Origin of the sequence: Mycobacteroides sp. CBMA 271 (genome assembly GCF_009729205.1) — a bacterium.
Lineage (GTDB): Bacteria > Actinomycetota > Actinomycetes > Mycobacteriales > Mycobacteriaceae > Mycobacterium.
In genome coordinates this window covers 500,715-526,508 of the sequence record NZ_VTHB01000003.1, presented here as the reverse complement: position 1 = coordinate 526,508, position 25,794 = coordinate 500,715, and the positions used below count along the sequence as shown (strand labels likewise).

The 25,794-nt window shown below is 64.2% G+C and carries 22 protein-coding genes and 2 tRNA genes; 18 read left to right on the top strand and 6 right to left on the bottom strand.

Annotation, left to right across the window (positions count from 1 at the left end):
* Nucleotides 1–28: 28 nt before the first annotated feature.
* The 7 genes from FZI91_RS11245 (at nucleotide 29) to cysC (ending at nucleotide 9,378) form a co-directional block, all read left to right on the top strand.
* Nucleotides 29–2,377, top strand: coding sequence for a Tex family protein (locus tag FZI91_RS11245; RefSeq protein ID WP_162525638.1), 2,349 nt, complete (start codon nucleotides 29–31; stop codon nucleotides 2,375–2,377).
* 67 nt (nucleotides 2,378–2,444) lie between these two features.
* Nucleotides 2,445–2,978 carry an OsmC family protein gene (locus tag FZI91_RS11240; RefSeq protein ID WP_155939017.1) on the top strand — a complete coding sequence of 178 codons (534 nt, stop codon included), beginning with the start codon at nucleotides 2,445–2,447 and terminating at the stop codon, nucleotides 2,976–2,978.
* Nucleotides 2,979–3,027: 49 nt separating this feature from the next.
* The gene (locus FZI91_RS11235; RefSeq protein ID WP_162525639.1) at nucleotides 3,028–4,230 is read left to right on the top strand and encodes an AAA family ATPase; all 1,203 of its coding nucleotides are present in this window, start codon (nucleotides 3,028–3,030) and stop codon (nucleotides 4,228–4,230) included.
* 88 nt (nucleotides 4,231–4,318) lie between these two features.
* Nucleotides 4,319–5,680 carry a sulfatase gene (locus FZI91_RS11230; protein WP_162525640.1) on the top strand — a complete coding sequence of 454 codons (1,362 nt, stop codon included), beginning with the start codon at nucleotides 4,319–4,321 and terminating at the stop codon, nucleotides 5,678–5,680.
* Nucleotides 5,681–5,756: 76 nt separating this feature from the next.
* On the top strand, nucleotides 5,757–6,560 hold the full coding sequence (locus tag FZI91_RS11225) for a trehalose 2-sulfotransferase (protein ID WP_155939016.1): 804 nt from the start codon (nucleotides 5,757–5,759) through the stop codon (nucleotides 6,558–6,560).
* Nucleotides 6,557–7,483 carry a sulfate adenylyltransferase subunit CysD gene (gene cysD / locus FZI91_RS11220; RefSeq protein WP_155939015.1) on the top strand — a complete coding sequence of 309 codons (927 nt, stop codon included), beginning with the start codon at nucleotides 6,557–6,559 and terminating at the stop codon, nucleotides 7,481–7,483. Before FZI91_RS11225 ends, cysD begins: the two co-directional genes overlap by 4 nt.
* Nucleotides 7,483–9,378, top strand: a complete 1,896-nt coding sequence (gene cysC, locus FZI91_RS11215; protein ID WP_155939014.1) for an adenylyl-sulfate kinase — start codon at nucleotides 7,483–7,485, stop codon at nucleotides 9,376–9,378. Before cysD ends, cysC begins: the two co-directional genes overlap by 1 nt.
* Nucleotides 9,379–9,396: 18 nt before the next feature.
* Here cysC and FZI91_RS11210 read toward each other — a convergent pair whose 3' ends face one another.
* Entirely contained in the window at nucleotides 9,397–9,738 is a 342-nt protein-coding gene (locus FZI91_RS11210) for a DUF732 domain-containing protein (protein ID WP_155939013.1), read from the bottom strand.
* Nucleotides 9,739–9,895: 157 nt separating this feature from the next.
* On the opposite strand from FZI91_RS11210, the gene FZI91_RS11205 reads away from it, so the two are divergent.
* On the top strand, nucleotides 9,896–11,722 hold the full coding sequence (locus tag FZI91_RS11205; RefSeq protein ID WP_162525641.1) for an APC family permease: 1,827 nt from the start codon (nucleotides 9,896–9,898) through the stop codon (nucleotides 11,720–11,722).
* Between the two features lie 4 nt (nucleotides 11,723–11,726).
* On the opposite strand, the gene FZI91_RS11200 is transcribed toward FZI91_RS11205, so the two are convergent.
* Entirely contained in the window at nucleotides 11,727–13,103 is a 1,377-nt protein-coding gene (locus FZI91_RS11200) for a cation:dicarboxylate symporter family transporter (protein WP_155939012.1), read from the bottom strand.
* Nucleotides 13,104–13,238: 135 nt separating this feature from the next.
* Here FZI91_RS11200 and FZI91_RS11195 point away from each other — a divergent pair, with 135 nt between their 5' ends.
* Entirely contained in the window at nucleotides 13,239–13,979 is a 741-nt protein-coding gene (locus FZI91_RS11195) for an MmpS family transport accessory protein (RefSeq protein ID WP_155939011.1), read from the top strand.
* On the opposite strand, the gene FZI91_RS11190 is transcribed toward FZI91_RS11195, so the two are convergent.
* A complete protein-coding gene (locus tag FZI91_RS11190) occupies nucleotides 13,976–15,295 on the bottom strand; it encodes an MFS transporter (RefSeq protein WP_162525684.1) in 1,320 nt (439 codons plus the stop codon). The two genes, FZI91_RS11195 and FZI91_RS11190, sit on opposite strands and share 4 nt — an antisense overlap.
* 129 nt (nucleotides 15,296–15,424) lie before the next feature.
* Between FZI91_RS11190 and cmrA the strand changes: the two genes are divergently transcribed.
* A complete protein-coding gene (cmrA, locus tag FZI91_RS11185) occupies nucleotides 15,425–16,228 on the top strand; it encodes a mycolate reductase (protein ID WP_155939009.1) in 804 nt (267 codons plus the stop codon).
* On the opposite strand, the gene FZI91_RS11180 is transcribed toward cmrA, so the two are convergent.
* Entirely contained in the window at nucleotides 16,225–16,932 is a 708-nt protein-coding gene (locus tag FZI91_RS11180; protein WP_155939008.1) for a TetR/AcrR family transcriptional regulator, read from the bottom strand. The genes cmrA and FZI91_RS11180 overlap by 4 nt on opposite strands.
* An 89-nt stretch (nucleotides 16,933–17,021) precedes the next feature.
* Here FZI91_RS11180 and FZI91_RS11175 point away from each other — a divergent pair, with 89 nt between their 5' ends.
* A complete protein-coding gene (locus tag FZI91_RS11175) occupies nucleotides 17,022–17,948 on the top strand; it encodes a diiron oxygenase (RefSeq protein WP_162525642.1) in 927 nt (308 codons plus the stop codon).
* Nucleotides 17,949–17,978: 30 nt separating this feature from the next.
* On the opposite strand, the gene FZI91_RS11170 is transcribed toward FZI91_RS11175, so the two are convergent.
* Nucleotides 17,979–19,505, bottom strand: coding sequence for a helicase HerA-like domain-containing protein (locus tag FZI91_RS11170; RefSeq protein WP_155939006.1), 1,527 nt, complete (start codon nucleotides 19,503–19,505; stop codon nucleotides 17,979–17,981).
* A 73-nt stretch (nucleotides 19,506–19,578) separates the two neighbouring features.
* Here FZI91_RS11170 and orn point away from each other — a divergent pair, with 73 nt between their 5' ends.
* The 3 genes from orn to FZI91_RS11155 all read left to right on the top strand — a co-directional run bounded on the left by orn (nucleotide 19,579) and on the right by FZI91_RS11155 (nucleotide 21,691).
* Nucleotides 19,579–20,235, top strand: coding sequence for an oligoribonuclease (gene orn, locus FZI91_RS11165; RefSeq protein ID WP_162525643.1), 657 nt, complete (start codon nucleotides 19,579–19,581; stop codon nucleotides 20,233–20,235).
* Nucleotides 20,236–20,264: 29 nt separating this feature from the next.
* Nucleotides 20,265–20,340: transfer RNA gene (locus FZI91_RS11160), tRNA-His, on the top strand.
* A 463-nt stretch (nucleotides 20,341–20,803) separates the two neighbouring features.
* Nucleotides 20,804–21,691: a DivIVA domain-containing protein gene (locus FZI91_RS11155; RefSeq protein WP_162525644.1), complete on the top strand. Its 888-nt coding sequence runs from the start codon at nucleotides 20,804–20,806 to the stop codon at nucleotides 21,689–21,691.
* Nucleotides 21,692–21,746: 55 nt separating this feature from the next.
* Here FZI91_RS11155 and FZI91_RS11150 read toward each other — a convergent pair whose 3' ends face one another.
* Nucleotides 21,747–22,964 (bottom strand): Ig-like domain-containing protein, encoded by a 1,218-nt coding sequence (locus FZI91_RS11150; RefSeq protein WP_155939005.1) that lies wholly within the window; start codon nucleotides 22,962–22,964, stop codon nucleotides 21,747–21,749.
* A 159-nt stretch (nucleotides 22,965–23,123) separates the two neighbouring features.
* Here FZI91_RS11150 and FZI91_RS11145 point away from each other — a divergent pair.
* The 4 genes from FZI91_RS11145 (at nucleotide 23,124) to FZI91_RS11130 (ending at nucleotide 25,793) form a co-directional block, all read left to right on the top strand.
* Nucleotides 23,124–23,199 (top strand) — tRNA-Lys (locus FZI91_RS11145).
* 119 nt (nucleotides 23,200–23,318) lie between these two features.
* Nucleotides 23,319–24,134 (top strand): aldo/keto reductase, encoded by an 816-nt coding sequence (locus FZI91_RS11140; protein ID WP_162525685.1) that lies wholly within the window; start codon nucleotides 23,319–23,321, stop codon nucleotides 24,132–24,134.
* A gap of 232 nt (nucleotides 24,135–24,366) precedes the next feature.
* Nucleotides 24,367–25,044, top strand: a complete 678-nt coding sequence (locus FZI91_RS11135) for an MspA family porin (protein ID WP_155939003.1) — start codon at nucleotides 24,367–24,369, stop codon at nucleotides 25,042–25,044.
* Nucleotides 25,045–25,094: 50 nt separating this feature from the next.
* The gene (locus FZI91_RS11130) at nucleotides 25,095–25,793 is read left to right on the top strand and encodes an MspA family porin (RefSeq protein ID WP_155939002.1); all 699 of its coding nucleotides are present in this window, start codon (nucleotides 25,095–25,097) and stop codon (nucleotides 25,791–25,793) included.
* The last annotated feature ends 1 nt before the right edge of the window (nucleotide 25,794 follow it).

The window sequence follows — 25,794 nt, the reverse complement described above, 5'->3', positions numbered from 1 at the left end:
TCCCCCTCGTTCGGTAGGGTCCCTCGGCGTGACTCAGAGCGTGACCGTCAAATCCGTAAATGCCCGCCTCGCTGCCGAACTGGATGTTGCTGAGGCCCAGGTGGCGGCCGCTGTGCGGCTGCTCGACGAGGGGTCGACGGTTCCGTTCATCGCGCGGTACCGCAAGGAGGTCACCGGCAGCCTGGACGACGGCCAGCTGCGCACCCTTGAGGAGCGGCTGCGCTACCTGCGCGAACTCGACGATCGCCGCGCCGCGGTGCTGGCCTCCATCGAGGAGCAGGGCAAGCTCACCGACGATCTCACGGCGGCGCTGCTCTCGGCCGACACCAAGGCGCGTGTCGAGGACATCTATCTGCCGTACAAGCCTAAGCGGCGCACCAAGGCGCAGATCGCCCGCGAAGCGGGCCTGGAGCCACTCGCCGACAGGCTGCTTGCGGATCCCAGTTTGGTGCCCGACGCGGTGGCCGCGGATTTCCTCACCGAGGGCGTCGCCGACGCCGCCGCCGCACTCGAAGGTGCCCGCCATATCCTCATCGAACGCGCGTCGGAGGACGCGGAGCTCGTCGGCACCACCCGCACGAAATTCTGGTCTGAGGGCGCCTTGCGGACAGCCCCCTGGTCCGAGGAATCAGCGAAAAGCGAAGCGGCACAGAAGTTCCGTGACTACTTCGAGTTCTCCGAATCGCTCGAAACAATGCCCTCGCACCGGGTGCTCGCCGTCATGCGCGGCGAGAAGGAACAGGTCCTTGCCCTCAACTTCGATTGCGGCGACGACGCCCCGTACGAGGCCATGGTCGCGCAATCGCTCGGGGTCAACCTGACCGCGAAGACTCCGGCGACGCAGTGGCTGGCCGGAACCGTCCGCGTCGCCTGGCGCGCCAAGCTCATGTTCTCCGCCGCCGTCGACGCCCGCCTGAAGCTGCGCCAACGCGCCGAGGAAGATGCCGTCGCGGTCTTCGCACGCAATCTCAAGGATCTGTTGCTCGCCGCGCCCGCCGGCACCCGGGCCACCCTCGGCCTTGACCCAGGATTCCGGACCGGCGTCAAAGTCGCCGTCGTGGACGGCACCGGCAAGGTGGTGGACACCTGCGCCGTCTACCCACACCAGCCGCAGAAGAAGTGGAACGAGGCCAAGGCAACCCTGGCCGCATTCGTCGCCCGCCACGGCGTCGAATTGATCGCCGTCGGCAACGGCACCGCGTCACGCGAAACCGATGCCCTGGCAGCCGAACTCATCGCCGACATCAAGGCCGCCGGTGCCAAGGCTCCCACGAAGGCGATGGTGAGCGAGGCCGGCGCATCGGTCTACTCGGCGTCGGCATACGCCGCGCACGAAATGCCCGACCTCGACGTGACGCTGCGCGGTGCGGTGTCGATCGCGCGACGGCTGCAAGATCCGTTGGCCGAACTGGTGAAGATCGAACCCAAGTCGATCGGCGTCGGGCAGTACCAGCACGATGTCACCCCCGGCATTCTCGCCCGGAGCCTCAACGCCGTCGTCGAAGACGCCGTGAACGCCGTCGGAGTCGACCTGAATACCGCATCGGTACCGCTACTAGCCCGCGTGTCCGGGGTGACCGAATCCCTCGCCGAATCCATCGTCGCGCACCGCGAAAAGGTGGGCGCCTTCCGCAGCCGCAAGGGGCTGCTGGAGGTTCCCCGCCTGGGCCCCAAGGCCTTTGAACAGTGCGCCGGGTTCCTGCGCATCCGCGAAGGCGATGACCCGCTCGACGAGTCGGGGGTGCATCCCGAGTCCTACCCGGTGGTGCGAAAGATCTTGGACCGCTCCGGCGTCACCCTTGCCGAGCTGATCGGCAACGAGCGCTCGCTGCGATCGCTGAAGCCCGCCGACTTCGCGGATGAGCGGTTCGGAATTCCCACCGTGACAGACATTCTTGGCGAGCTGGAGAAGCCGGGGCGCGATCCGCGACCCGCGTTCACGACGGCGACGTTCGCGGCCGGCGTGGAAAAAGTGGGCGACCTGAAGGTCGGCATGGTGCTCGAGGGTGTGGTGACCAACGTCGCCGCGTTTGGCGCCTTCATCGATATCGGCGTGCATCAGGACGGCCTCGTACACGTCTCGGCGATGGCGGATCGATTCGTCTCCGACCCGCACGAGGTGGTCAAGTCCGGTCAGGTGGTGCGGGTCAAGGTCACCGAAGTTGACATTCCGCGTCAGCGGATCGGGTTGAGCCTGCGCCTGAACGATGACCCCCAGCAGGGCAAGCGCCCCGAGCACGCCGGCGCACCCCGTCGCGACGACCGGACTCAGGATCGGCGAAACCAGAACCGCGGCAAGAATTCCGGGCGCCGAGAAGAGAGCAAGCCCGGCGGGTCCATGGCGGACGCATTGCGCAACGCCGGCTTCGGCCGGTAGCTGCTCATTCGGCTCGCGGCGTAGGGAAGTCTGTGACAGCTCGGCACGCCGCGTTAGCGTTACGGCTATGACTGCTGCAACGACGTCCCTCAACGCGATCACCGACGCCACCCGAGCTGCCGTCGCGGAAAATCCTGCCGCGGCGACGGTGGTCTTCAAGGCGGCGGCCGAGCCGGAGGGCACCGTAGGCAGTGAGATCAAGTTGGGAAAGTACCGCGTCCATGTGGACGAACCTCCCAGCCTCGGTGGGGAAAACAGCGCGCCCAACCCCGTTGAGTACTACCTCGCCTCACTGTTGTCGTGCCAGGTGGTCACCTATCGTTTCTGGGCGGAACGACTGTGTATTCGCGTGGATTCACTCAGCGCCACCGCAGAGGGCGATCTGGACGTACGCGGCTTCTTCGGCCTCGACGACACCACCCGCGCCGGCTTCCAGCAGATACGGGTCACGGTCACCGTGTCCGGACCGGAAACGGAAAATAAATATCGTGAGCTCCAGGCCGCGGTGGAGGCCCACTGCCCCATTCTGGACCTCACCACCGCCGCGACCCCAGTACACACTCAACTGGTTACCCAGCTCCGGCGCACCGAGGCTCAGTAGCCGGCACGCTCGGACCGCAGATGTCGGTACCCCTGGCTAGCCTGGCGCCGTGCTCACCACCGTCGCCGTCCGGGGATACCGGTCGCTGCGTGATCTCGTGCTGCCGCTTCGCCAACTCACCGTCGTCACCGGAGCCAACGGCACCGGCAAGTCCTCGCTGTACCGGGCCCTGCAGCTACTGGCCGACTGTGGCCGCGGCGAGATCATCGGGTCGCTGGCCCGCCAGGGCGGATTGCAATCGGCGATGTGGGCGGGACCCGAGAATCTCAAGGGCGCCCGACGTACCGGAACCGCCGAGCGCACCGTCCGTACCCGCCCGGTGTCGATCGAACTAGGTTATGCATCAACAGATTTCGGCTATCTGGTAGACCTTGGGCTCCCGGTACCAAGGGACGATTCGGCCTTCAACCGCGACCCCGAGATCAAGCGGGAGGCCGTCTTCACAGGCCCTGCGCTGCGCCCCAGTTCAACCCTCGTGCGGCGGACGCGCCCCGTTGTGGAGGCCCGTTCCGATTCCGGCAGGGGCTTTGAGGGTTTCAGCCGCTCGCTACCGACATATCGCAGCATCCTGTCTGAATTCCCCGGCCGGTTCCCCGAATTGGGCGCGGTCCGGGACACCCTGCGCGGCTGGCGGTTCTACGACGGATTTCGCGTGGACATGCTCGCACCCGCCCGTCAACCCCAGATCGGCACGCGGACAACGGTACTTGCCAACGACGGTAGCGACTTGGCCGCCGCCATCCAAACCATCATCGAGACGGCCGACGACACCCTGGACAAGGCCGTCGCCGCGGCTTTCGATGGCGCCGCGGTGGCGGTTGGCGTACGCGAAGGGATCTTCGATCTTCAGGTGCAGCAGTCCGGCATGCTCCGCCCGCTCCGCACGGCGGAACTGTCCGATGGCACCCTGCGATTCCTATTGTGGGCCGCCGCACTCCTGAGCCCCGAACCGCCGCCGCTGATGGTGCTCAACGAACCCGAAACCTCGCTTCATCCCGATCTCATTGCGCCGCTAGCGACGCTCATCCGCGCGGCGGCCGCGAAAACCCAAGTGGTGGTGATCACCCACGCCCGCGCTCTCGTCGATTACCTTGCCGCACGTCCGTTGAGCGAGATTCTCGCCGGCGACGAGGACCATTTCGACGACGCGCGTTCGGCGGTGCGATTCGACCTCATCAAGGATTGGGGCGAGACTCAGATCGTCGGTCTCGACCCACTGAAGGCACCGTCCTGGCACTGGGGCACCCGCTGAGACGTCGTTGCTCTCGGTGAGCCGAAGGGTTGCCAGGCTACGCAGGCACACTGTTGGGTAGATCGTCGAACCTCGGGAAGGGAGCACAGTGACCGAAGCGTCACGGGACAACGTTCTGATCGTCCATTGGCACGACCTCGGTCGCTATCTGGGGGCCTATGGGCACCCCGACGTGTCCAGCCCGCACCTCGACCAGCTCGCCGCCGACGGCATCCTGTTCACCCGCGCGCACGCCACGGCGCCGCTGTGCTCGCCCTCACGCGGTTCACTCTTCACCGGCCGCTACCCGCAGAGCAATGGCCTCATCGGCCTTGCCCATCACGGCTGGGAATACCGCGCGGGGGTGCGCACCCTCCCCCATCTGCTCTCCGGATCGGGCTGGCACACAGCACTGTTCGGAATGCAACACGAGACGGCGTATCCGGCCACATTGGGATTCGATGAGTACGACGTATCGAACTCATATTGCGAATACGTCGTGGAACACGCGACTCGCTGGCTGCGCAATTCCCCCAAGGCGCCGTTCCTACTCACAGCGGGATTCTTCGAGACGCATCGCCCGTTTCCCCGGGAGCGCTACGCACCGTCGGACGCCACGACGGTCAACGTCCCCGACTATCTGCCCGACACCCCGGAGGTGCGTGATGACCTCGCCGAGTTCTACGGCTCGATCGCGGTGGCCGACGCCAAGGTCGGTGAGCTGCTGGACGTTTTGACGGAGACGGGCCTTGACCAAAACACCTGGGTCATCTTTATGACCGACCACGGCCCGGCGTTGCCACGGGCCAAATCCACTCTGTACGACGCCGGCACCGGCATCGCGTTGATCGCGCGCCCGCCCCGCGCCCGTCATGCCGAACCACGCCGATACGACGAACTGTTCAGCGGTGTCGATCTAGTACCTACCCTTTTAGATCTGCTCGGTGTAGAAATTCCCGAAGAAGTCCAAGGAGTTTCACACGCCGACAACATAGTGAAATTGCCGAGCGAACTCGAACAGGTACGGTCAGAGGTGTTTACCGCGAAGACCTACCACGATTCCTTTGACCCCATTCGCGCCATTCGAACAAAGAATTACAGCTACATAGAGAATTACGCGCCGCGCCCTATTCTGGATCTGCCGTGGGATATCGCCGACAGTCCACCCGGCCGCGCCATCGCAGCACGCATCACCAACCCACGTCCACACCGCGAGCTCTACAACCTGAACAATGACCCGGAAGAGGCGCATAACCTGCTGGGACTCGACACCAACGAGGAATACGAATCCATCGCCAACGACCTGGCGTTGCGGCTCAACGACTGGCGCGAGCAGACCCTGGACGTCATTCCCTCCAATTTTGCGGGTACACGCATTTCGGAGCGGTACACCGAGACGTTCCTACGCATCCATGGTCGTCCCGGCGCCAACCGTTCCGCCATCGCTGACGAACGCGGTATCGAGCAATAGTTTTGTTCGCCTTGATTACAATTCATGGCGAACCCAATTAGGCGAATACAAAACAATTGCAGTTAGGCTACTGCACATGCCCGACCACCCCACCGCATATCTGGTGCTCGCATCCCAGCGCAGTGGCAGCACCCTGCTGGTGGAATCCCTGCGCGCGACCGGCGTGGCCGGCGAACCGCAGGAGTTCTTCCAGTACCTGCCCTCGACGAGCCAATCGCCCCAGCCACGGGAATGGTTCGCCGACACCCAGGACGAGTCGATCTTGCGCCTGCTCGATCCGCTGGACGCGGGCAAGCCCGATCTCGCGCCCGCGACCATATGGCGCGACTACATCCGCACCGTCGGCCGCACCCCGAATGGAATCTGGGGCGGCAAGCTCATGTGGAACCAGACACCGTTGCTGCGCAGCCGCGCCACCGATCTGCCCGATCGCTCCGGCGAGGGGCTCTACGCCGCGATACGCGATGTCGTCGGCAGTGACCCGGTGCTGGTGCACGTGTACCGCCCCGATGTGGTGTCCCAAGCGGTTTCGTTCTGGCGCGCGGTCCAGACCCGGGTGTGGCGCGGACGGCCCGACCCCGTGCGCGATGCCCGCGCCGAGTACCACGCCGGGGCCATCGCCCACGTCATCACCATGCTGCAGGCGCAGGAGGCGGGCTGGCGCCGCTGGTTCGCCGAGGAGAACATCCAGCCCATCGACGTCTCCTACCCGTACCTGTGGCGCAACCTGACCCAGGTGGTCGCCACCGTTCTGGAGGCACTGGGGCAAGACCCGCGGCTGGCACCTCCGCCGGCGCTGGAACGGCAGGCCGATCAGCGATCCGACGACTGGGTGGACCGCTACCGAGCCGATGCGGAAAAGGAGGGACTGCCACTATGAGTGACACCGCAACGACACCAGATTTATTGCAGGTCAACGAGCTTCGACTGTTGGAGGCCGAGGCGGTGCACATCATCCGCGAGGTTGCGGCAGAGCTACAACGCCCGGTGCTACTGTTCTCGGCCGGCAAGGACTCCATCGTCCTGCTGCGATTGGCGGAGAAGGCCTTTCGACCCGCGCCGCTGCCGTTCCCGGTACTGCACGTGGACACCGGGCACAACTTCCCCGAGGTCATCGAATTCCGTGACCGCCGCACCACCGGGCACAACCACAAACTGATCGTCGCTTCGGTGCAAGACACCATCGATGCCGGACGCGTCGCCGACCCGGGCCCGGGCGCCTCCCGCAACCGGGAACAGACCCGCACACTCCTGGACGCGTTGGAGGCCAGCGGTTTCGACGCGGCCTTCGGCGGTGCCCGGCGCGACGAGGAACGCGCCCGCGCCAAGGAGCGGATCCTGAGCTTCCGCGACGAGTTCGGACAGTGGGATCCACGGGCGCAGCGGCCCGAACCGTGGTCGCTGTACAACGGTCGGATCCGCAAGGGCGAGCAGGTCCGCGTCTTTCCGCTGAGCAACTGGACCGAGCTGGATATCTGGCGCTACATACAGCTGGAAAACCTTGAACTGCCGCCGATTTACTACGCACATCAGCGCGAAGTGTTCGAGCGCGACGGCATCCTGCTGGCCACCTCGGAATACACCAGTCCGCGCGGGCAGGAGACGGCGGCCACCGAATGGGTGCGCTACCGCACCGTCGGCGATATGACTATCACCGGCGCCGTGCGCTCCCAGGCCACCGAGATCGAAGCGGTGATCGCGGAGATTTCCGCGGCCACCGTGTCAGAGCGCGGCGAGACCCGCGCCGACGACCGAACATCCGTGGCAGCAATGGAAGACCGGAAACGAGAGGGGTACTTCTGATGAGTGTCCAAGCGAGCGAAGCGACACCGGCCGCGGTGGACACCCGCCAACTGCTGCGTATCGCCACCGCGGGTTCGGTGGATGACGGCAAGAGCACTCTCATCGGGCGCCTGCTGCATGACACCGACAGCTTGCCGATCGATCACCTGGAAGCCGTTACCGACGGCGAGGGGGTGGCCGACCTCGCCGCCCTCTCCGACGGTCTGCGCGCCGAACGCGAGCAGGGCATCACCATCGATGTCGCCTACCGCTTCTTTTCCACCGAGCGCCGCAGCTACATCCTGGCCGACACCCCCGGCCATGAGCGGTACACCCGCAACATGTTCACCGGCGCCTCTAACGCGCACGTAGCGATCCTTCTCGTCGATGCACGGGCGGGGGTGCTGCGCCAGACCCGCCGTCACGCCCGCATCGCAAAGCTATTGGGCATCAAGCATTTTGTGGCCGCCGTGAACAAGATCGACCTGGTCGACTTCGATCCGCAACGGTTCGGCGAAGTGGAACGTGAGCTGCATCTGCTCGCCGACCGACTCGGCAAGGTGGATATCACGGTCATTCCGGTTGCGGCCAAGCATGGCGACAACGTGGTACATCGCTCCGCGAACACCCCCTGGTACTCCGGACCAACCCTGCTCGAATACCTTGAAGGCGTGGAGCTTTCGCCGCCGCAACCGGAGGCCGCCAAGCTCCGCCTGCCGGTGCAGTGGGTGTCGCGGCCCACCGCCGATCAGCGTCGCCGATACACCGGCCGCCTCGCAGCCGGGACGCTCAGCGTCGGAGATCCGGTGGTCAACCTGCCGTCGGGCGCCCGCTCGACGGTGACTGCGGTCGACACCCTCGACGAAAACCGCCCTACCGGTGTGGCTCCGCTTTCGGTGTCTATCGAGTTGGCCGACGATATCGACGTGGGCCGCGGCGATGTGCTGGTGAGCGGCGCCGAGGACGCGGTGCTGCCGGTGCTAGCCCGAGAACTGGACGCCACGGTCTGCTGGTTCACCAACGGCCCGCTGCGTGCCGGCGACCGGCTCGCCCTCAAACAGGGCACCCGGACGGTGCGGACCACCGTTCAGGCGCTGCACACGCGGCTGGACCCGGAGACACTCGATGAGTTGGACGGACCGGTCGAGTTGGCGCTCAACGACATCGGTGCGGTGACCCTGCGCACCAGTTCGGTCGTGGTGGCCGATTCGTACGCCGCCAGCAGAGACAGCGGCGCATTCATCCTCATTGACGAGGCCTCCAACGACACCGTCGGCGCAGGCACGATCACCGAAGCGCGCGAGGTCAAACCCGAGACACATGCACGCACCGACATTCGCTGGCATCCGTCGGCGCTGGACCGCGAATATCGTTGGGACAGCACCACACAGCGCGGTGCGATCATCTGGTTCACCGGGCTTCCCGCATCCGGCAAGTCGACCATCGCGGTGGCGGTGGAGCGGGCGCTGGTGGAATCCGGTCAGGTGGCGTATCTGCTCGACGGCGACAACCTGCGCCATGGACTCTCCGATGACCTCGGGTTCTCCCCGGGCGATCGCGCCGAGAACATCCGCCGGGTATCGCATCTGACCCGGCTATTCGCCGACGCGGGTGTGGTGGCGCTGGCCTCGCTGGTGTCACCGCTGCGCTCAGACCGGGAGACCGCACGCAGCATCAATGCCGCGGCCAAACTGCCGTTCATCGAGGTGTATATCGCCACCCCGCTTGCCGAATGCGAGAAGCGTGACCCCAAAGGGCTGTATGCACGGGCTCGAGCGGGCGAGTTGAAGGGTTTGACGGGTGTGGAGGCGCCGTATGAAGCCCCGGAGAACCCCGAACTCGTCCTCGACACCACAGGTGCCGATATCGACGAGCTGGTCGCTCAGGTGCTCGCCGTTCTCCGCCGCGCTCGCTGAGCACGGCGGAGAACGATCTTAGGTACGGCTGGCCGCGCGCTCTAGAACGGGGCGCTGCTCGGGGCAGTACTCGTCGATCGAAGCGCCCAGGAACTGCCACTTCTGCTCAGTGGAGGTCTTGCGGTCGAGACTCTTGGCCAGGAACTCGGTGGACTGGTAGGCGTCCTTATCCAGGCCCGTGTCGAGGCGGTGGCAGGCGATCTTGCCGAGGTAGGCAGTCTTGTCCGGCGGTGCGTAGATGCCGTACGAGTGCAACGTCTCGTTGAAACTGACGTCGTCGGCATGCGCCGGAGAGGCCATGGCGATCGCGGCAGCACCAGCACCCATGGCGATCGCGGCAGTAAGACTGAGTCCCTTCATGTCGGAGAGTCTACATCCGTTGACCTCACGGGACGTAGGTTCGCGGATGTCATCGTGATTGACACCACTGCCCCGGTGCCAGTGTCCCGCGAACTGGGGTCCTCAAGAACACGCTAAGACCTTCAAAATTGGCAGCTTCCGGGTCTAGTCTCCCGGGGTGATTTCCACCCGTCCCGCACCGCACCGAGTGGCGGATCCCCGGCTGCGACGTGTCCTCAAGGACGACGCCCACAAACTGACCTCGGTCGGCGGTCTCGCCGCGCTTTCCCTCGACGCGCTGTCCTCGGTGGCCTACGGCCCGGAGGCCATCGTGCTCGCCCTGATCGCCGGTGGAGCCGGTGCCATCGCCTTCACCCTGCCGGTGGCCATCGCGATCACGGTGCTGCTCATCGTGCTCGTGTTCTCCTACCGGCAGGTGATCGCGGTACACCCCGAAGGTGGGGGCTCGTATGCGGTCGCCAAGAAGGATCTCGGCCGCGGAGCGAGCCTGGTGGCAGCCGCGAGTCTGGTCGTCGACTACGTGCTGACCGTCGCGGTGAGCCTGTCGGCAGGGGCGGCGAGCCTGGCGAGCGCCTTCCCCTCCCTGGCCCCGCATCTGCTGTCCATTACGCTGATCGGCCTGGCGATCCTCACGTGTCTCAACCTGATCGGCGTCAGCGAGTCGGCCAAGGTGCTGATGCTTCCGACATTCGTTTTCATCGTCTGCATCCTGGCGGTCATCGTCTTCGGGCTGGCGCACTCGACCCCGGTCGCCGTCATCGGTAAGGACCTCGGCCCCATCGAACCGATCAGCGCGCTAGGAATCATCCTGGTTCTCAAGGCATTCGCAGCCGGGTGTTCGTCGCTGACGGGTGTGGAAGCCATCGCCAACGGTGTCCCCGCCTTCAGGACGCCCGCCATCAAGCGGGCCCAGCGCACCGAGGTCGCCCTCGGAATCCTGTTGGGCGTCATGCTGATCGGGCTCAGCATCCTCATCAAGTCCCATCACGTCGTCCCACGCGGTGACGTCACCATTCTAGCGCAGCTCTCCGCGGCGGCGTTCGGCACCGGACTGCCCTTCTACATCACGAATGTGACGGTGGCGCTGATTCTCGGGTTCGCCGCCAACACCAGTTTCGGTGGGCTGCCCGTGCTGATGAGCCTCCTCGCCAAGGACGACCGGATGCCACACCTGTTCGGGCTGCGCGCGGAGAAGCCGGTCTACCGATACGGTGTCGCGGCGCTCGCCGTGCTCTCGGCGCTGATCCTGATTGCCAGTGCCGCCGACACCCACCGGCTGCTGCCGCTGTTCGCGATCGGCGTGTTCATTGGATTCACCATCTGTCAAACCGGTTTGGTCAAACATTGGTTCGGCGCGCGCACTACCGGCTGGCGCTGGAAGGCCGCCCTCAACGGATTCGGCGCCGCGTTGTCGGCCGTGGCGATGGTGGTCTTCTTCGTCAGTAAGTTCACCGAGGGCGCCTGGCTGCTGCTGATCGTGATTCCACTGTTGATTCTGCTTTTCGGGCGCACAGAAGACTACTACCAGGGCGTCAAACGCGAACTGGCGCTGGAGGAATTGCCCGCGCTCACCCCCAATCCACCGGACCAGACACCGCTGGTAATCGTGCCGATCGACGACATCAACAAGCGGACGGTCCAGCTGTTGGAGGCGGCGCTGCATCTCGGCGGGGAGGTGATACCGGTCATCATCAGCCGCACCGATCAGAAGACCGAAGCGATCACCAGACGCTGGGATCAATGGAATCCGGGGCTTGACCTCGTCGTGCTGCCGACCGCGCATCGGTCTCTGGTGACTCCGCTGGTCGAGTACGTCAAGAAGAGGCAGTGCGACGGCCGCCAGGTGACGGTGCTCATCACCGAGATCAAGACCAAGCGTCGCTGGCAGCAGATCCTGCACAACCAAACCGGTATCGTGCTGACCGCCAATCTCATTGACCGCACCGATGCGATCGTCGCCAACTATCCGTACCGGATGAACTGACGCATCAGGCGGCAGAGACCTTCTCGGCGGCAGGCGAATCCGCGGACGCATGCTCCTCGAGCATGGTGGTCTCGTCGAAGGGATCCGCGCCCGAGAGCACTGATTGGATCCGTTCGCGATCCGTCGTGTTGGTCCACGTCCCGATAAGCAGCGTGGCCACCGCATTGCCGGAGAAGTTGGTCAGCGCCCGCGCCTCGGACATAAATCGATCGATGCCGACGATGATGCCGACACCGTCGAGCAGCTCGGGGCGGTGGCTTTGCAATCCACCTGCCAGCGTGGCCATTCCGGCGCCGGTGACACCGGCGGCACCCTTGGAGGCGATAATCATGAACGCCAGCAGTGAGATCTGCTCCCCGATCGACAACGGCTTACCCATCGCATCGGCAACGAACAGCGAGGCCATCGTCAGATAGATCGCCGTCCCGTCCAGATTGAACGAGTACCCGGTGGGGACAACGATTCCCACCGTCGACTTCTCGACTCCGAGATGTGTCATCTTCGCGATCAACCGCGGCAGTGCCGATTCGGAGGACGAGGTGGAAACGATCAGCAGGTACTCCCGGGCCAGGTAGCGCACCAGCTTGAAAATCGACACCCTCGCCACCGCCCAGAGCAGGGCGCCCAGCACACCGAAAATGAAGATCACACACGTCGCGTAGAAGCCGAGCATCAACGTGCCAAGCTGGGTCACCGCCTCCCAGCCGGTCTGGCCTACCACGTTGGCAATGGCTCCGAAAGCGCCGATCGGCGCCAGCCAGAGCACCATGATGAGGACCTTGAAGACCAGCTTCTGCAGCATCCCGATACCGCGCACGATCGATTCACCGGTAGATCCAAGTGCCTGGACCGCGAATCCGACCAGCAGCGCGATAAACAAGGTTTGCAGCACGCTGCCGGATGTCAGCGCCGAGAACATGGTCTCCGGCACAATCGATTTGATGAAATGCCAGGTCCCGCCGGCCGCATGCGCCTGGTCGGCATACTTGGCACCGGCACCCTGACTGGCACCGGTGACATGCAACCCGGTACCCGGTTTCAGCAGGTTGCCCACGACGAGCCCGATGGCCAGGGCGACAGTCGACATCGCCAGGAAATACATGAAGGCCAGTCCGCCGACCCGCCCCACACTGGCGGCCTTGCGCACCGATCCGATGCCCAACACGATCGTGCAGAAGATCACCGGGCTGATCATCATCTTGATGAGGCTGACGAAGATCTCGCCGAGCACACCCACCGATTTCCCGAAACCCGGCCACAGCATGCCGACGATCACGCCAAGCACCACCGCGACGATGACCGCGATGTACAGCCAATGCGTGCGGTCCTTGTGCTTCTTCGGTGGCGTGTCCTCGGGCGACGTAGATGTGGGCACGGTCATGACCCCTATCGTGCCGCACCCCGACCGTGATATCAGTCGATTGTCGCCATTCGCGGGCGTTCCGCGACAAACCGCCGAAAACGCATCTGACCGGCTTTCACCTGCATCGATAGCTTGACGGGTACCCTTGCTGCCATGGACAGCAACCGCCGCACCGGTGCGACCGCCTCGGGCGGTCCCGGCTCATACGGTTCGTGGTCGCCGTCTTCCCAGCCGCTGGACTACCCCGACGATCCCGCGTATGCCTCGCAGGCATTCGAATACCCCGCGCTTGCGGGTGCCTCACCACCGCAACCCACGACCGCGCTGCCGCAACAGTACGGCTCCTCTGGATCATTCGGTCCCCCACCCCAGGATCCGGAGCCGCCGCGACGCTCGAACACGTTCTGGCTGTGGGTCGTCGGGATTGGTGCGCTGGTTGTCATCGTCGCGCTCATCATCACGCTGGTCGCCCTGATTCAGCGCGAAGACGACCGGCAGCCAACGGTTGTCGCGACGCCATCCACCCGGACCCAGACGACGACCGTGCCCACCATGCCGAGCATTCCGGCGATTCCGAGCTTCACCATTCCACCGATCCCGATCAACCCTCCGACGCAAGGAAGCCAGCCCGCAACCGAGACCGTGGTCTACGAGGTGGGCGGTACCGGATTCGCCTTCAACATCACCTACTTCGACGCCACCGGCTCACTACAAACGGAGTTCAACGTCAAGCTGCCGTGGCGCAAGGAATTCAAAATGAGCGTGAAACAGGTCGAGACCGCGATGGTGATCGGCAGCGACCTCTCGCATGAGGTGACGTGCACGCTGATAATCAACGGGAAGCAGAAGATGACGACAGCCGGCAAGATGGCCACCTGCAACAGCGTGGGCTAGCTTGCACCGCTGACGATTTCACCCGTAACCGGGTCGTATCGGGGTACCTTGACGAACATCAGCGCCACCATTCCCAACCCGATCATCAACACCAGCCCCGCAATACCCGCACGGGTGGCATGGAACACCAGCGCAAAGGTGGCGAACAGCCACGGGCCAACGAAAGAAACCGCCCGGCCCGTCATGGTGTACAGACCGAAGACGAACGATTCTCTGCCGGCAGGTGCCATGCGCAACACCAGCGTTCGGGCCGCCGACTGCGGGGGCCCAACAAAGACCGCGATCGCCAGTCCACAGATCCAGAACGCCGTCTGCCCCGACAGGCACGTCATCACGCTGCCAAGCGTGACGATCGCAGCCAGCGAGCCGATGATGATCCGCTTGGATCCCACCCGAGTGTCGATCAATCCGCCCAGGACTGCCCCGAACGCCGCCATGACATTCGCGGCCACCCCGAATAACGTGATATCGGCGCCGGACAAGTGGAAGACAGCGTTGGCGATTACCGGGGTCAGCGCGAACATCGCGACCAGCCCATCGCGGAAAATCGCACTCGCACCAAGGAAGTAGATGATGCGCCGATCCTGGTGCCACTGCTCGACGAGGTCGCGCCACAGCTCCCGGTACACCCCGAGCAGCCCGGGCGAGCTGGGAGGCGGGTCCCCCGGGTCGACCACCGGCCGCGCAAGCACCAGCGGCAGGGCAAACACCGCGAACCATGCCGCGGCCAGCACGACGGATACGCGCACATCGAAACCGTCGGCGGCCGGAATCTCAAAGAGACCGCGGGTCGACCCGTCCCCCGCGATGAAACACACGTAGCAGACCAGAAGGACCACCACACCGCCGATGTAGGCGGCCGCCAGGCCAAGCCCGGAGACCCGGGACGCGTTGGCCGGTGTGGTCAGCGAATGCAGCATCGCGTTGTAGGGAACCTGGGCAAGCTCGTTGAACACCGAACCCGCGCAATACAACCCGAGGCCCAGCCAGAGGTAGCGATTATCCTCGCGAACCAAGCTCATCGAGGTGGCGACCAGCACCACCAACGTGGTGAGCAGCGCCAATGCGGTGCGGCGACGCTGGGGGGTGTCCGCCCAGACCCCGGTCACCGGAGCGAGCACGAACACAAGGACGCCGCCCAGACCCATCATCCAGCCGAGCAGGCCCTGCGGTACACCGTCGGGCATGCCGGCCCCGACCCGACCGGTCAGATACGGCGTGAAGATGAACATCACGATGACAGTGTTGAAGGCCGCTGAGCCCCAATCGAACGATGCCCACGCGGCTATCCGGGCACGCGAGGAACGAGTGTCCACTACTTCGTCGCTACGCCCCACGGGCCCGTCGACCCCAGGCATGCTCATTCCGACCAGCGTAGCTTGATGCGCTTCTCGCAAGCGTTCATCGCGCGCCTGGGCGTCGACCCCAACCTTTACGATTGCCTCATGCCGATCCCTGCACCCAGTCCCGATGCCCGCGCCGTCGTCACCGGAGCCTCCCAGGGGATCGGGGCGGCGCTCGCCGAAGAGCTGGCCGCCCGCGGACACAGTCTCATCATCACTGCACGCCGCGGTGAAATCCTCAACGACCTCGCCAGCACCCTGACCGAGAAGACCGGGGTCATCGTCGAGGTGCGCGCGGTCGACCTCGCCGACCCCGGCGCCCGCGACGCCCTGTGCAAGGAACTGTCCGAGCGCAACATCTCGATCCTGTGCAATAACGCCGGGACCGCAACGTTCGGCCCGATCCGCGACCTGGACCCCGAGGGCGAGCGCAACCAGGTGCAGCTCAATGCGGTTGCGGTACATGATCTTACGCTGGCAGTACTGCCCGGAATGCTTAAGCGCGGAGCCGGCGGCATTCTGACCTCGGGATCGGCCGCCGGCAACTCCCCCATTCCCAACAACGCCACCTACGCCGCCACCAAGGCCTTCGCGAATACCTTCTCGGAGTCGCTGCGCGGCGAGCTTAAGGGCACCGGCGTGCACGTCACACTATTGGCCCCCGGGCCGGTGCGCACCGTCGAACCCGACCCCGCCGAGGCATCGATCGTCGACAAGGTGGTCCCCGACTTCCTGTGGATCAACGGAGAGTACACCGCACGGATTTCGCTGGATGCCTTGGAACGCAACAAGATGCGTGTCGTTCCGGGCATCACGTCCAAGGCGATGTCGGTGGCCGCAGGCTACGCCCCGCGTGCCATCGTCGCCCCGATCGTCGGGAGCTTCTACAAAAAGCTCGGCAACTAGCCCTCGCCCCGCAAGTCGAGTAGCGCAGACCGTGCCGTCTCGGCCCTTCCCGGATCAAGCGCACGATCCGGATCCACGATGACGCCTTTCGATCGCAAGAACACATCGACCGAGGCCCACAACGTCTCGGCGAGGCGCTCCCTGACGGCCTCGCCCGGCACGGCAACCTGGGCCACGCGCCATAGCGCGGTCGTGGCCGCCGTGCCGATCAATGCGGCGGCCAGCTGATCGGCACCGGCCGGGTGCACATTGACACGTTCCAGAAACGACGAGGTCGCCGCCGCGAGTTCGGCGACAGCCCCGCCTTCTCGAAGCGCTGGAGCAAGGCTCCCTCGCACACTCACCATCTGGTGCTCGAAGAGAAAGCGTGTCGACTGTGGGAACTGCTCCACCAAATCGATCAAGCGGGCTGCGGCGCGTTGCGCAGATTTACGCGGCGGCATGCGAGTATCGGCGGTCGCGGTCAGCTGGCGTCTGATAGCCGCCACCATCGCTTGCGCCACCGAGTCGAACAGATCGGCTCGGTCGTCAAAATGCCTATATAGCTTGGGCTTAGCGGACTGAGCCGCGCGGACGACATCATCGACAGTGGCCGACGGGCCCTTCGCCTCTATCGCCGCCACCGCGGCGACAATGAATTTCCGACGCACCCGGACCTTGTGCTGTGCCCAACGATCACGCCTGGCGTCTCCGCTAACTGACATGCCATTGACGATACTAGAAGTAACCGGTACTTTTCAGTACTACATAAATCTTGGCGGGTAGCTGCCCATCGAACAGCAGGAGGCATGTCGTGTCGCAAGCAACCACAACGTCGGAAGAATCTCCCGTCGAACGCACCGCCGTGCGGCTACTGCGCTCGTCGGTAGACCGCTCCTATTACCCGGACGTCGATATCGATTGGGATGCGCCTGACGTTCCCGGCCTGCGCTACGTACCCGACAAATACATCTCTCTGTACGGCACAAAGATCTTCGACCGCATGACGGAGGACGAGAAGGTGACCCTTGGGCGCCTGGAGGCCTCGGCCCTCGCCAGTTGGGGCATCCTCGCCGAGAGTGCCTTGATGCACCCCATGCTCAAGCTGGCATCCGTAAGTGACCCCCGAAGCGCCACAGCGCAATACGCGCTGACCGAGGTCGCCGACGAGTGCCGCCACTCGGTGATGTTCGGCCGACAAATCAATACGCTCAGCGACCGCAGCTATGACCCGCCCATGATTGCCCGGGCACTGGTGGGCGTGACCGCGCTCGCGCCGCTGTCCGCGACGATCTTCTCGATGATGCTCATGGTCGAGGAAATACTGGACCGGTTGCAGCGTCAGACCATGAACGACGAGACGCTCCAGCCGCGCACCCGGGCCATCGCCAAGATCCACGTCATCGAGGAAGCTCGGCATATCAGCTACGCGCGTACGGCCCTGATCCGCTCCGTCGAAAGAACCGGCCGCGCCCGAATGGCCGTGGAGCGCTTGATCGTTGCCGCCGGCGCGGCGGTAGTGCCACTAGTGATGGTGCGACCGGCCGTGTACCGCGACGCCGGACTTCCACCCATACGGGCAGCCTGGGCCGCGCTGCGCAATCCGCATTATCACGCGAATCTGCGGTTCTTCGGCGAGCGGCTAGTCCGAGTAATGGATGAGGCGAACATGCTCGAGGGCCGATTGGTTCAGTACCTCTGGCGGCGATCACGCATGCTGCCCGAGGGCGTTGCACGCTGACCGCCCGCCCCCGTTGACTGTCAACGGTCTTTAGCGCCGCTTACCCATATTGCGGATAAGTTGCTTGCCCAGAGCGCTGAGGAAGCTTTGAAAGCTCCTGTTGCTGAGCACGCGCCGCCACCAGCTGTCCTTCTCAGGTGCGGGCTTGCCGTTCCTCTTCGCAGGCGCCTCTTCGACGGGGGCGTCCTGCTCGGCTTGTGCCGCCTTCTCGGCGAGGATCTCGAAGGCGGATCGCGAATCGACAGTCTGGCCGTACTTGGATTGCAGGGGGCTGGACCCGGCGGCGGCCTTGATGGCGTCGTCCCCGATAGCGGCCATCAGCGAACGCGGCGCGCGCATCCGAGTCCACGACACCGGCGTCGGCGCGCCCCTCTCGGAGAGCACTGTGACGATTGCCTCTCCGATGCCCAGCGATGTCAGCGCCGTGCCCATGTCGTACACATCCGTCTTTGGGTAGGTCTTGACGGTCTTGGTAAGAGCCTGTTGGTCCTCGGGCGTGAAGGCACGCAGCGCGTGCTGAACGCGCGCACCCAACTGCGACAGCACGTTGTTGGGCACGTCGGTGGGCAGCTGGGTGCAGAAGAACACACCGACGCCCTTGGACCGGATGAGCTTGACGGTCTGCTCCACCTGCTCCAGGAACGCCTTGGACGCGTCGGCGAACAGCAGATGCGCCTCGTCGAAGATGAAGACCAGCTTGGGCTTGTCGACGTCGCCGACCTCGGGCAGCTTCGTGAACAGGTTGGCCAGAATCCACATCAGGAAGGTGGAGAACAGCACCGGTCGCGCGGCCTGCGCCCCCAGCTCGACAAGCGTAATGACGCCCTTGTCTCCGGATGTGCGCATCAGATCGTTCGGATCGATTTCGGGCTCGCCGAAGAACGTGTCGCCGCCGTCGGCCTCCAGGTTGATCAGCGCGCGCAGGATCACGCCGGCAGTCGCCGCCGAGACACCGCCGAGGTTTTTCAGGTCCGCCTTGCCCTCATCGCTGGTCAGGTGAGTGATGACCGCGCGTAGATCCTTCAGGTCCTGCAGCGGAAGCTGCTGCTGGTCGGCCCAGTGGAAGATCAACCCCAGCGTGGACTCCTGGGTTGCATTGAGCCCCAGCACCTTTGAGAGCAAGATCGGCCCGAAGCTCCGGATGGTGGCGCGGACCGGCACACCGATCCCGTTGGTGCCCAGGGACACGAACTCGACCGGGAAGCCCGTCGGAGCCCAGTCGTCACCGGTGTCCTTGGCCCGCTGGGCCGACTTGTCGTTGGCCTCACCCGGCTTGGACAGACCCGACAGGTCGCCCTTGACGTCGGCCATGACAACGGGCACACCCGCGGCACTGAGTTGTTCGGCGATCACCTGCAGCGTCTTGGTCTTACCCGTTCCGGTAGCTCCGGCGACGAGCCCGTGGCGGTTCAGGGTGGCGAGCGGGATGCGGATTCGCGCGGTCGGGTCGACAGTTCCGTCGACGACAACCGAACCCAATTCGAGTGCCTTCCCCGTGGTGGCGTAACCGGCGGCGATCTGCTGTGCGGGGCTGGTTGCGGCGGTCTGGTCGGCCATGGCCACACCCTAATGCCCCGTGGGCGTGCCGTCATCGCCGAGTGCGACGGTGTGCGGCTACTGTGGTCAGACTGTGAGTGCCCCACGCGATGAACTTGTCTGGATCGACTGCGAGATGACCGGGCTTGACCTCGGCTCCGACAAACTGATCGAGATCGCCGCCCTCGTCACCGACGGTGACCTCAATATCCTCGGCGAAGGCGTCGACCTCGTCATACACGCCGATGATGCCGCATTGGCCGCGATGCCTCCCGTCGTCAAGGAGATGCATGCCAAGTCCGGACTGACCAACGAGGTTCGCGCCTCGACCGTCTCCCTGGCGGAGGCCGAGGCGCTGGTCCTCGATTACATCCGCCAGCATGTGCCGTCAGCCAAGACGGCTCCCCTGGCCGGGAACTCCATCGCCACCGACCGCGGATTCATCGCCCGGGATATGCCGGCGCTCGACGGTTTTCTGCACTACCGAATGATCGACGTCAGTTCCATCAAGGAACTGTGCCGCCGCTGGTATCCACGGATCTACTTCGGGCAGCCAGACAAGGGCTTGGCGCACCGGGCGCTCGCCGACATCAAGGAGTCGATCCGCGAGCTGCGCTATTACCGTCGCGCGGCCTTCGTCGCCGATCCCGGGCCGTCTACCAGCGACCTTGTCGCGATCGTGGCAGAGCTAGACGCCGGCCCGGCCAACTCGCGGGATATCGATTCGGCTGAAGGCACTATCACCGGTTAAGATCGTCCACGCCGCTTCGCGCGGCAATGGTGGCTGTAGTTCAGCTGGTAGAGCACCAGGTTGTGATCCTGGATGTCGCGGGTTCGAGCCCCGTCAGCCACCCCAGTTCAGAAGCGCCGTCTACTCAGGTAGGCGGCGTTTCTGTTGTCACGACGAACGGCCCGTGCCGCGATCGGACCGCGCAAACCATCGCTACCCGCCACTGCGCAATCAAGATCGATTTCAGGAAACGCCACCTATAGGCGATACGTTCCCCGACTCCGGCTGCAGCAAACCAATGACTCCGAAATGTACACACCGACAGTGACTGCACAGGAAAATTGACAGCAAATTGCATAGCGATTGCGCTAATTCGGCCAGGCATCCAGTTCGTCCATGCTGAGACCCGCCGCCAATCGCCTCATTGACCAACTCCAGCCCCATGACCAGGCATGTCCGCGCCAAGCAATCTGGATACACTTGGCTCCACTGTTTACCAGGATCGGTATACGCGGACCGGTAGCGCGTGTCATACTCTTCGCGGGCTAACGCCCTCCCACTACATCCATACCTTTTTCAAGGGGTACCAGTGACCGCGACCACCACCAATGAGTCCACTCGGAACTTCACTCGCACCCGTAACGGGTACGACCCGATTGAGGTCAACGAGTACATCAGCCGGCTGACGATCATGCACCAGTCGGGGCTGAACGATGTCGAGACGCTGAAAGGCCGGCTCGAGGACGCCACCACGCAGGTCTCCTCACTCCAGAACGAGGTATCGACGCTTAGCGACACTTCCCCGTCTGCACACGCGATGACCGACCGGATGGCCAAGATGCTTCGCATCGCCGTCGACGAGGTCTCCGAGATGCAGAGCGAGGCGCGCACCGAGTCGGCTGCCCTGGTCGCGACCGCAAAATCTGACGCCGAAGCCATGCGCACCAAGCACAAGGAAATGCTTGCCGACATGGCGGCCCGCCAGAGCGCGCTGGAGACCGAGTACACCGAGGTCATGGCGCGGGCCCGCGAGGAAGCCAATCAGATTGTGGCCCAGGCCGTCAGCGAGTCCGAGCGCCTCCGCGCCGCGGAGGCCAAGCGGCGCGACAAGGCCGAGACGGAATTGGACGAGGAGCTGACCAAGCTGCGCACCGAGACCCAATCGGCCGTCGACGATCAGCGGCGCAATACCCAGGCCGAGTGCGAGAAGCGACTCGGAGATGCCAAGGATGAGGCAGACCGCCGCCTGCGGCTGGCCGACGAGCAGATCGAACGGCGCCTGGATCAGGCCCGCCGGTCCGTGGAAGAGGTTGGCCAGCAGCGCATCTCGATCCTCGAACAGCTGATGAGCGTGCACGGCAAGCTGGAAAGCATCCCGTCGATTCTGGAGTCGGCCTACCGGGATCGCGACAACTCGAAGTCCATCATCATGGTGCCGTCCAAGCGGGTCCTCGACCAGAAGGTCATCGAGGGGTAACACACACAAAAATGCCCCCGCCACGGTCACCGTGCGGGGGCTTTTTGTTATGCGACTACTGCCCGGCGTTTCCGCTCTTCCACTGCGACCACGGGATGTTCCAGTCGCCGAGTCCGTCGGTAACCGGAAGAACCGGGCCGACGGTATTGGAGACGATCACGACATCGCCGCGTTTGGTGTTCTCATAGAACCACTTTGCGTTCGCGGTGCTGACGTTCAGGCAGCCGTGACTGGTATTGGTACGGCCCTGGGCACCTACGGACCACGGCGCGGCGTGCACGTAGATCCCGCTATAGGACATCTGCGTGGCGTACTGCACCTTGGTGCGGTATCCGTCGGGCGAATTGACCGCGACACCGTACGTCGAGGAATCCATGATCAGATCCTTGAACCGCTCGCCGATGATGTATGTGCCATTGTTGGTGGGCGCCTTGTCTTTACCCATCGAGGTCGGCATCGTCTTGATGATCTCGCCGTTTCGCTCGACGTTGACGACCTTGTTGTTGTCATCCACGCGGCTGATGATCGCGTCGCCGATGGAGAATCTGGACATCGCGTTGTCCTGCCCGAAGACGCCGTTGCCTAGGTCCACCCCGTAGGTGTTAACCTTCACGTCGATCGACGTGCCGGGCTCCCAGAACGTCTCTGGGCGCCAACGCACTTCGCGGTTGTTCAGCCAGTAGAACGCGCCCTCGACGGGTGGGTCGGTGGTGATCTTGATGGCCTTCTCGGCCGCGGCCCGATTCGGAATGCTCTCGTCGAACCGGATCGCGACCGTCTGACCGATACCGACCACCTCACCGTCACCCGGCATGACATAGGGCATCGTCATGTCGTCCGGCGAGTGGGTGCGGAACGACGCGTTGGCGCGGGCCACCCCGCCGAGCCCGCGGGCATCGGCCCTGATCGTGTACTGCTTGTCGTACCCAAGCGGTTCGGTGGTCGACCAAGTGACGCCATCGGGGCCGACCTCGCCGGCAATCTCTTTGCCGTCAGAGTTGACCAAGCTGACGCTTCCCAGCACACCTTCGCCCGCGGTCACGGTGACCGGCGCATCGACCGGCACGCCAACGGCTCCATCCTTAACCGACATCACCAACTTGGGCACCAGCAGATCGGCGTAAGGCGTTGCCTTATCAATAACTTTCGCGGGCTCCTGGGGTGACGTTCCGGCGCATCCGGCCAGCACTGCCATGGCCACGACAGGGAGTACCAGCACCGCTGCCCACCGCCGACGCGCGCCGATCAGCAGGCGTGGACGACCTCGGGTCATGCTTTGCTCCCTTTGAGTCTTGATGCATGCGAATTCAGCCATGATTGTACGGGTTTGCGACGGTGAGCGACGACCTCAACCAATGCGATCGGGCTATCGCAGAGATTTCAATTTTCGTTACGGGCTCCGAGGCTGCTAAGGTCTTGCACGCACGTTCACGCGCCGTTAGCTCAGTTGGTAGAGCAGCTGACTCTTAATCAGCGGGTCCGGGGTTCGAAACCCTGACGGCGCACCACAGAAACGCCTCGTTCCCAGAGATGGGCACGAGGCGTTTCGTGTAGCGGAAATGCCGGGGAATACTCGGCGCCAGCGGGTGTTGGGTTGACCGTGACGGCTCCCTATGAAGTTCCCCATGTGTCCCTCAACTCCGGTACCACGATTCCCCAGCTCGGCTTCGGCGTCTGGCAGGTGCCCAGTGACGGCGCCGAGGCTGCCGTACTGACCGCGCTGCAGGTCGGATACCGGTCAGTGGATACGGCCAAGGTGTACGAGAACGAGGAGGGCACCGGGCGTGCCATAGCGGCGTCCGGTCTGCCACGCGAGGACGTCTTCCTAACCACCAAGCTGTGGAACTCCGATCAGGGCTACGACAGCACGTTGCGCGCCTTCGATGCGTCCCTGGAGCGGCTGGGCACCGACTACGTAGACCTGTACCTCATCCACTGGCCGGTACCCGAGCTCGACGAGTACGTGGCGACCTTCAAAGCCCTGCAGCGGATCCAGGCCGACGGACGCGCCAAGGCCATCGGGGTCAGCAATTTCACGGTGGCGAATCTGGCCCGGCTAATCGACGAGACGGGAGAGGTTCCCGCCCTCAATCAGATCGAGCTGCATCCTCGGTTCACTCAGCCCGAGCTGCGCGCCTTCCACGCCGAGTACGGCATCGCCACCGAGGCGTGGTCGCCACTCGGCCAGGGCACGATCCTGGACAACCCGGTAATCGGAGCCATCGCCCTCGCCCACGGCGTGACTGTCGCCCAAGTGATCCTGCGCTGGCACCTGCAGCTCGGCAATGTCGTCATTCCCAAATCGGTGACGCCGCAGCGCATCGCGGCCAACTTCGACGTGTTCGGATTCGAGCTCGACGAGGACGAAGTACAGCACATCACAGGTCTGAACGCTGCCGACGGCCGAATCGGTCCGGACCCGGAGACGTTCAACCTACGCTAGCCGTCGATTCCACTCGCAGCCCGGGACCGTCGATGGTCCCGGCAGGACAGTGCGTAGGAAACGGACACGTGACCTACACATTGCGTTCGCCTTTAGTTCTTCAGCCGGAAATGCCGCCCTCTTAGAAATCTCTAGGAATACCCGTACCCCTGTCGGGTACAGGTCCTGAGTTCACAAGCGCCGCCAATTCCTTTGGGCGGAATCTGCTGGATAACCGAGAGGCTACGCCGCCATGCTGAAAAGCCTTGCCGCACTAACTGTCGCCTGCACGCTTGGCGCGATCGCGCCAAGCGCTCTGGCCAATCCGCCCGGCGATGAGCCGCTCCCGGAACACCCGGCCGCCGAATCTGCGCCGCCCGTCGACGACGGTGTCGTCGCGTCAGCGGAGCCGGGCACATTACGCACACGGGACGGCTGGATCCTGGTGGTCGCGGCCAAGGACGAGATTCAGCGGCCCGTCGCGCCGCTGACCACCGCGCTATCCTCCCGCGAGTACCTGGTGGGCGGCACATTCATCGGGTCCATTCAGGGTTCCGGCAAGACCGCGCTCACCGACGGAGTCCTCGAGGCCGGCTACCAGATCGGTTGTGGCATAACGGCCGCCGAGGTTGATTTGAGATTTGGCGGCGGTATCACGCCACAGATCAGCCCCGTTGGTGTGCCCAGCGTGGGAGCCAATGTCTTCGCGCAGGTCCGTCCGACGCTCAAGCCAGGCACCGCCACCATCATCCCGGTCACCAAGATGGCGTTCGAGGGCGAGACCTCTGCTCGCGTGACGATCTCCGCATTCCGCATCAAGATCGACGGCTGCGTAGGCCAATCCTTCATCCGCTCCTACGCGGTGTTCACCAGTTCAACCGAAGACACCCAAGACGTGATCACCTACATGGGCACCACCAAGGCTGTCTAGACCAAACCGGTTATTGCTCAATATGATTCAGCACCGAGAGGCAAGTTATTATGCGTAGAACCCTCGCCACTTTGACCATCTCGTCACTACTTGCAGGGACTGCACCGCTAGCGCTGGCCGACCCCGATGCGACCCCACCGCCAATGCCCTCCATCGCAGACGCCCCGCCACCCCCCGCCGAGGGTGAGCCGGGTCCGCCGCCGGACAACGGCGTCGTCGCCTCAGAGGAACCAAGCATTGTGAAGACACCCGACGGGTGGGTGTTGACGCTCACCGCCGAGGAGGAGACCCAGCTGCCGATCCCACCGCTGACCACCGCCACATCTTCGCGTGAGTACCTGACGGGAGGCACCTTCACCGCGAGCGTCAAGGGCGGCGGCAGCACCAAGCTCAAGGGGGGAACAGTGGAGGCGGGCTATCAGATTGGCTGCGGCATCGAGCTGAGCTCAGTCCGACTGACCGGAAGCATCGGCCTGTCCTCCTCGATAGGCCAGTCCGGGCTTGGCAACGTCAGCATGCCATTCATCGGCAACATTGAAGTGAGGCCGAAACCTGGTGAGGTCATCAATGTCTCGGTTAGCAAGAAAAAGTTCAAGGGCACCGAATCGCGAATCACTCTCAAGGATGTACACATCAAGATCGACGGATGTGTCGGACAATCCTTCCTGCGGTCATATGCGGTGTTGACCAGCTCCTCCAGCGGGACCCAAGACATCGTCGCCTACTACGGAGTGACCAAGACCGTCTGAT